Raw genomic sequence first — 7,825 nt, 5'->3', positions numbered from 1 at the left:
TGCGGGGTGCGTGGGGAGTCCTTTCGTGAGCCGGGCGCGGACAGATTCCTGATCGTGTGTGAAGATCGGTCCCAGGAACCTCCAACCAAGGTTCCGACCCTCCACCGCCTCACCAGCGGGGGAGTTCCGAGGATCAGGTGGCGGGTGCGCCCGCCAGGAACGGGACACGCATGCGCGAGCACGTGTCGTCGCGGCGTACCGTCGCGGCGGGCATCGGGGAACGACGGATCGACGGTGCTGGGAGCCGTGCTCGACGACGAGCACCGCGTGACCGGCGTCCACTGCTGCGCGGCGCTGTCGTCGCCACGGTGACGGCGCTGGTCGCCGCCACCGTGGCGATCCAACCGGCGACGGCGGCGCAGTCCGACGTCGCCGAGGCCGAGGGGGTCCTGCTCGGGGGGTCCGGCATCGTCGACGTCGACACGATCGCACGACTCGGCGGAGCCTACTCCGCCCGGGCCGCGACGACCGGGGGCGGCACCACGAGCCAGCCGCTCGACCTCACCGCCGTGAACGCGCTCGGCGTCCGGCTCGGGAACACCATCGACCTGCTCGGGTCGAACGGCATCCTGACGCTCGGCGTGGACGGGCAGTACGCGCGCAGCTCGGCGACCGCGGCGACCGCCTCGGCCGGGCTCCTGACCGACGACGGCGCGATCGGGGTCGGATCGGGGACCGGCACGAACGCGGCGACGCTCGACCTGCGTCCGCTCCTGTCCCGCGCCGGCGCCGACACGTCGGTGCTCTCGACCGGACGCCTCCAGGTCGGCGCGTTGGCCTCGACGATCACCGCGACGCGCGGGGCGACAGTGACGACGACGAGCGACTACCGGATCGCCAGCGCACGGCTCGACCTCACGAGCCCCGCGGTCGCCGGGCTGAGCACGTCGCTCCGCAGCGACCTCCGGTCGTTCTCCACCACGGTGAACACGACCGTCGGCGCCAACGGGGCGTTCTCCGGCGTCACGACCGGTCTGACGGCCGAACTCCAACGCCTCCTGCGGACCACCGCGCTCGGGACGCTCGTGACCGTCGACGGCACGACGGTCAAGGCGTCCGTGGACCTGAACCTCGACGACACGCTCACGCAGGTGCTCGCCCAGCCCCTGACCGACGGCGCCGTGACGATCACCCCGTCGACCGGCGCGATCACGGTCGACCTCGACGGGCTCACGGCGCTCAACGGTCGGCCGGCGAACACACCGGTGCTGACGGACGCGGCAGTGGCGTCGATCAACCAGAGCATCTCGACCATCCTCGGCACGCAGCTGCCGACCGCGCTCCGGACCGCCGTGGTGAACACGATCAACTCGACCGCCGTGCGCATCGACGTCGCGGCGAACGTCCGGACCGCGGTCGCGACGCTCGCCCCGCTCACGATCCGGGTGGACTCGACCCTCGGACAGCTCGCCGGCAGCGCACCCGGCACCCCCACGACGACCGTGACGGGCGGCCCGCTCGGGCTCGGACTCCTCGGAGAGCTCCTCACGCCCGCGATCACCTCGCTCGTCATCCCGGCGGCGCAGACGCTCGTCCGACCGCTCGTGACCGGGACGGCACTCGACGACCTCGGGACCGCGCTGCGGGCCACGACGACCGCGGTGGCACGGACGCTCGCACCGGTCGTGCTGCTCCTCCGACAGGTCGTCGCCCTCACGGTGAACGCGCAGGACACGAGCACCGGCTTCCGCGACGGCCGCGGCGACGACACCGGTGCCCGGAGCGTGCACGCCCTCCGGCTGTCCGTCCTGCCCGGCGCGGACGTGGCGACGGTCGACCTCGCGACCTCGACCGTGCGGGCGACCGCGTTCGCGACGCCGACGATCACCGCGCCGACCGCGGGGCAGCAGTTCAGCGTGCCCACCCCGGACTCCACGCGCAGCATCACGGTGAACGGCGCGGGCGAACCCGGCGCGTCCATCCGCGTCGACCTCGGCGGCGGCCGCACCGGCACCGCGACCGTCGCGGCGAACGGCGCGTGGACGACGGCGATCGCGAACGTGCCGACCGGCGAGTACACGGCGACCGCGACGCAGACCGTCGGGGGCACGGCCGCGGGCACCGCCACGCAGCGCTTCACCGTCGTGGCACAGCAGCCGCTCGTGGTCACCTCGCCCACCGCCGGCCAGACGGTCACCATCGCGAGGTCCTCGACCACGGTGACGGTCACCGGCACGGCGACGCCCGGTGCGCGCGTCGACGTCGACCTCGGTGGCGGGCGCACCGGAACGGCGACCGTCGCCGCGGACGGCTCCTGGAGCGTGCCGGTGACGGACCTGCCGACGGGCAGTTGGACCGCCAGCGTGACCCAGACCGTCGGGGACACCACGTCCACCCCCGTCATCCGCTCCTTCCGCATCGCGCAGGCCGCCGACCTCGAGATCGCTTCGCCCAGCGCGGGGCAGGACCTCCCGCTCGCCGGCACCGCCCGCGAGGTCGTCCTGTCCGGGACGGCGCAGCCCGCGGCCACGGTCGACGTCGACCTCGGCGGCGGCCGCACCGCGTCGACGACGGCTGCGGCGAACGGGGCGTGGTCGGCGACCGTGCCGGACGTGCCCGCCGGCTCGTACGACGCCGCCGTGACCCAGACCGTCGGCGGGTCGACGAGCGAAGCGGTCCGTCGCGCGTTCACCGTCACGGCCGCCGCGCGGGTGACGATCAGTGCACCCGCGGACGGCAGCACGATCCGTGTGGCCGACCCGACCTCGACCACATCCGTGACGGTCCGCGGTACCGCCGCTCCGGGAGCCCGGGTGTCGGTCTCGATCGGCGGGGCGTTCGCGGCGACGACGACCGCGGGCGACGACGGCCGGTGGAGCGCCACCTTCGCGGGCGTCCCCGTGGGGGAGCGCACCGCCACCGCGACGCAGACGGTCGCCGGCACGACGTCGGACCCCGTGACGAGCGACTTCGCCGTCGCGACGGGTGCACGGCTCGTGCTGACCGCGCCCGCGGACGGTGCCGTGCTGACGGTGCTCACCGCCGACGACACGACCGACCTCCGCGTCACCGGCACGGCGCAGCCCGGCGCCACCGTGGACGTCTCCCTCGGCTCGGGGCTCGCGGCCAGCACGACCGCCGGCGACGCGGGCGACTGGGCCCTCAGCGTGGCCGGGGTGCCGGTCGGGACCCGCACGCTCAGTGCCACGCAGACGGTCGGCGACACCACCTCGCCGGTGGTCACGAGGACCCTCACCGTCCGGGCCGCCGCGGCACTGACCGTCACGACGCCGACGCAGGACAGCAGCACGACCGTCGCCACCGCCGACTCGACCATCGACGTCAGGGTCTCCGGTACGGCCGAGCCCGACGCCGACGTGGACGTCCGGCTCGACGGCGGCGCGCTCGTGACGACGACCGCGGGCGACGACGGCACCTGGTCGGTGACCCTGCCCGACGTCGACGTCGACGACCACACCGTGCGGGTCACGCAGACCGTCGGCGGCGCCACGTCCGACCCCGTCGACCGGGACTTCTCGATCATCGCCGGCGCCCCGGTCGCCATCGACACACCGGTCGCCGACGCCGAGATCGCGGCCGGCCCCGGTGGCTCGGCTCCGGTCGTCGCCACCGGCACCGCCGAACCCGGTGCCACCGTCACGGTCCGCTTCGACGACGGTGACCCGATCGAGGTCACGGCGGGCCCGGACGGCCGCTGGACCGCACCGGCGACCGGCAGTGTCCGGCTCGACACCGACGACCACACCGTCACCGCGGTCGCGACCGTCAACGGCACGCAGGGCGACACCGTCTCCCGTGCCTTCTCGGTCGTGCCCGGGACGGCCATCACGATCGAGACCCCGCCCGTCGGCACGCGCATCGTCGTCGTCGACGAGGACGCCCGCGCGACGGTCCCGATCACCGGCACGGCCGAACCCGGCGCCGCGGTGTCGGTCTCCGTGGACGGCGGAACGGCGCTCACGACGGCGGCCGACCCGACCAGCGGCGCGTGGACCGTCACCGCGACCGGCATCGCACCGACCGGCACGCACACCGTCAACGCGACGCAGACCGTCGGCAGCGTGAGCACGAGCGCGATCCCGACCACGTTCCAGGTCGTCACGGCCGCGCCCGTCCGGATCACCGCACCGACGACCGACCCGATCCGCGTCGCGGGCGAGGACGTCACGCGCGACGTGCGCGTCACGGGCACGGCACAGCCCGGGGCGACGGTCACCCTGTCGGTGCCCGAGCAGGACGACCGCACCACGACCGCCGCTGGCGACGGGTCCTGGTCGGTGACCCTGCCGGACCTCGGCGTCGGTGCGTACACCGTGTCGGTCACCCAGGAGGTCGCGGGCGCGACGTCCACGCCGGCGGAGCGGACGGTGACGCTCGAGGCCGCCGACCCCGTGGAGATCACGTCGCCGGGCGCCGGGATCCTGTACGTGCCGGACGCCGGGAACACCCGTCCGGTGAAAGTCGTCGGCACCGCCGACCCCGGTGCCCCGGTGCGGGTGACCCTCGCCGACGACGAGCTGACCACCACCGCGGACGACGACGGCGACTGGACGGTCGTCTTCACCGCCGTGCCGGAGGGCGACCACCCGCTCGTCGCGACCCAGACCGTGGGCGGCACCACTGCCTCCAGTCCGGAGCAGACCGTCGAGGTGCGCGCAGCCGCGGCGCTCGCGATCACCGAGCCCGAGGACGACGCGACCATCACCGTCGCGGACGCCACCGGGACCGTCGACGTGACGGTGACGGGGACGGCGCAGCCGGACACGGATGTGACCGTCCGGCTCTCCACGGGAGCGTCGGAGACGGTGACGAGCACCGCGGACGGTGACTGGACGCACACGTTCACGGACGTGCCGGTCGGGGACCACCGAGTCACGGCGACGCAGTCGGTCGACGGGCGGCAGTCCGCGCCGGTGACCGTCGACGTGACGGTCGCCGCCGGTGCGCCGCTCGTCGTCCGGACCCCGGCCGGGGCCACGACCGTCACGGTCGCGGACGAGGACGCGACGACCGACGTCGACTTCGTCGGGACCGGCGCGCCCGGTGCGGAGGTGACCGTCGACCTCGGTGGCGGCCGCACCGCCACGGCCCTCGTGCGCCAGGACGGTACATGGGACGCCACCGTCGAGGCCGTCCCGGTGGGATCGTCGACGGCGTCGGTGACGCAGTCGATCGGCGGCACCACGAGCGCCGCCGTCGAGCGGTCCGTCTCGGTCGTGGCCGCGGCGGTGCTCACGATCCGGCAGCCCTCGGACCCCGTCACGGTCGCCGGACCGGACGCCACCACGACCGTCACCGTCGCGGGCGACGCCCAGCCGGGCGCCACCGTCGAACTCACCGTCGACGACCGCGACCCGGTGCGGACGACGGCGGGCACGGACGGGTCGTGGAGCATCGACGTCCCGGACCTGGGCGTCGCGACGCACACGGTCAGCGCCACGCAGACGGTCGGCGGCTCCACCTCGACCACACCGGTCGAGCGCGACGTCGTCGTCGTGGCCGGTGACCCGGTGACGGTGACGGAGCCGACGGCGGGGCAGGAGTACACCGTCGCCGGACCGGACGCCACCACCACGGTCGACGTCGCCGGGACCGCCGAGCCCGGCGCCACCGTCGTGGTCGACCTCGGCGGCGGCCGCAGCGAGTCCACCACGGCCGACGAGGACGGCGACTGGTCGGTCTCGGTGCCGGACGTGCCGGCGGGCGACCCGACCACGGTCCGGGTCACGCAGCGGATCGGCGACACCGTCTCCGAGCCGGTCGAGGTCCGGGTGAGCGTCGCCGTCGCGGACCCGATCACGATCGCCACACCGGGCGACGGGACCGTGGTCCGGGTCGCGCAGCCGGACTCGCAGGTCGCGGTCACGGCGGCCGGCGCGGCCGACGCGGGCGCCACCGTCCGTGTGACCATCGACGGCGGGGACCCGGTCACGACGACCGCGACGGGCGGCACCTGGAGCGTCGACCTCGGGACGGTCGGCACCGGCGAGCACACCGTGCGCGCCACCCAGACGATCGGGGCGTCCACCTCGCCCGCGGTCACGAGCACGTTCACCGTCACCGCCGGTCGCGCGCTCACGCTGACCAGCCCGGCAGCCGACGCCACGATCACGGTGCCGAACGGGACGACGTCCACCGACGTCCCCGTGGCCGGCAGCGGGGACCCGGGTGCGACCGTCCGGCTCGTCGCCGACGACGGCGCGCCCGTCGAGGTCCCCGTCGCCGGCGACGGCCGCTGGTCGACGACCCTCACGGGCGTGGAGCCGGGCGGCCACACGATCGAGGTGCGCCAGGTCGTCGGCAGCACGGTGTCGACGCCGATCGACCGCGCGTACACCGTCGAGGTCGCACCGGCCGACGCCGTCGTCGTGACCGCTCCAGCCGAAGGCGTGGTCTACCGCGTGCTCGGCGGGTCCACCACGGTCACGGTGACCGGCACCGCGGCTCCGCGAGCGGCGGTCAGCGTCCGTGTCGACGGCGGCGACCCCGTGACCACGACCGCCGACGACGACGGCGACTGGTCCGTCGACGTACCGTCGGTCGGCACCGGGGCGCACACGGTCGCGGCGTCGCAGCGCATCGGCTCGGAGTCGTCGTCCGCACCGGCGGTCGGCTTCACGGTGCAGGCCGCGAGCGGCGTCGAGGTCCGGACCCCCGTCGACGGCCAGGTGTTCACGGTCCCGAGCGGGACCGCGGACGTGCCGCTGTCCGGCACCGCAGAGCCCGGCGCGCGCGTCACCGTGGACATCGACGGGCGCACACGGACGACCCTCGCCGGCGGTGACGGGTCGTGGACCGTCACGGTGCCGGGCGTGCCCGCGGGTGACCACACCATCGCGGTCACCGAGACCGTCGGCGGCGTCACCTCGCGGCCGGTCACGGTGGGCGTCACCGTGGTGGTCGCGCAGCCCACGGGCATCACGATCACCAGCCCGGTGCCCGGCCAGCTCATCCCCGCGACGGGCACGGGCGACACCGGTTCGTTCACCGTCCGCGGGACCGCGACGCCCCGCGCACTCGTCGTCGTCACCCTGTCCGACGGGCAGTCGCGGACGACGGCCGCGGACGCCACGGGCGCCTGGAGCGTCACCTTCGACCGCGTGCCGGAGGGCGAGTGGACGATCCGTGCGACCGAGAGCGTGAACGGGGTCGCCACCGCGGCCGAGCCGGTCGCGGTCGTGGTCGCCGCGGTGGACCCGCTCGCGATCACGGCGCCGACGCCCGGGGCGCACCAGCAGGCGAACGCGGCCGGGTACACCGACTGGCGCGTGACCGGGACGGCGGACCCCGGCTCGACCGTCACCCTGTCGGTCGACGGCGGAGCACCGGTCACGGTCACCGCGGGGACGGACGGCTCCTGGAGCGTCGTGCTCCGGTTGCTCGTCGGTCCGCACACGATCAGCGTCACGCAGACGGTCGCGGGAGCGACCTCCGCGGCGCAGTCCGTGCGCGTCGTGGTGGACGCGGCACCGTCCGTACCGGGTGAGCCGGGCACGCCGGGTACGCCGGGTACGCCGGGTACGCCTGGTGCACCGGGCACGCCTGGTGCGCCTGGTACGCCGGGCACGCCGGGCACGCCTGGTGCGCCTGGTGCGCCTGGTGCGCCTGGTACGCCGGGCACGCCCGGCACGCCCGGCACTCCGGGGGCGCCCGGCAGCGGCAGCGGAGTCGGGACGGGTGGCGGTCTCGCCTTCACCGGTGCCGACGTGGCACCCCTCGCGAGCGCGGCAGCCGGACTCGTGGCGCTCGGGTTCCTGCTCCTCGGCCTGTCGCGGCTCGCCCGCGGGGTTCGTCGACGCAGGGGCTGACGCCGGTCGCGACGCGACCAGGAGACGGACTGGAGGCACGGTGCACGCCCGCACCG

General features: G+C 75.3%; 1 protein-coding gene. It reads left to right on the top strand.

Annotated elements, in window-relative coordinates:
* Positions 1-170 precede the first annotated feature (170 nt).
* Positions 171-7,769 (top strand): choice-of-anchor G family protein, encoded by a 7,599-nt coding sequence (locus NS184_RS10145; RefSeq protein WP_058725996.1) that lies wholly within the window; start codon positions 171-173, stop codon positions 7,767-7,769.
* Positions 7,770-7,825: the final 56 nt, after the last annotated feature.

Source organism: Curtobacterium luteum (genome assembly GCF_001475545.1).
Taxonomy (GTDB): Bacteria; Actinomycetota; Actinomycetes; order Actinomycetales; family Microbacteriaceae; genus Curtobacterium; species Curtobacterium luteum_A.
The sequence above is the reverse complement of the archived record's forward strand: the minus strand, read 5'-3'. Positions and strand labels throughout refer to the sequence as shown.

Coding starts and splice junctions, on each gene's coding strand:
- NS184_RS10145 (WP_058725996.1), top strand. CDS start 171: ATGCGCGAGCACGTGTCGTCGCGGCGTACCGTCGCGGCGGGCATCGGG.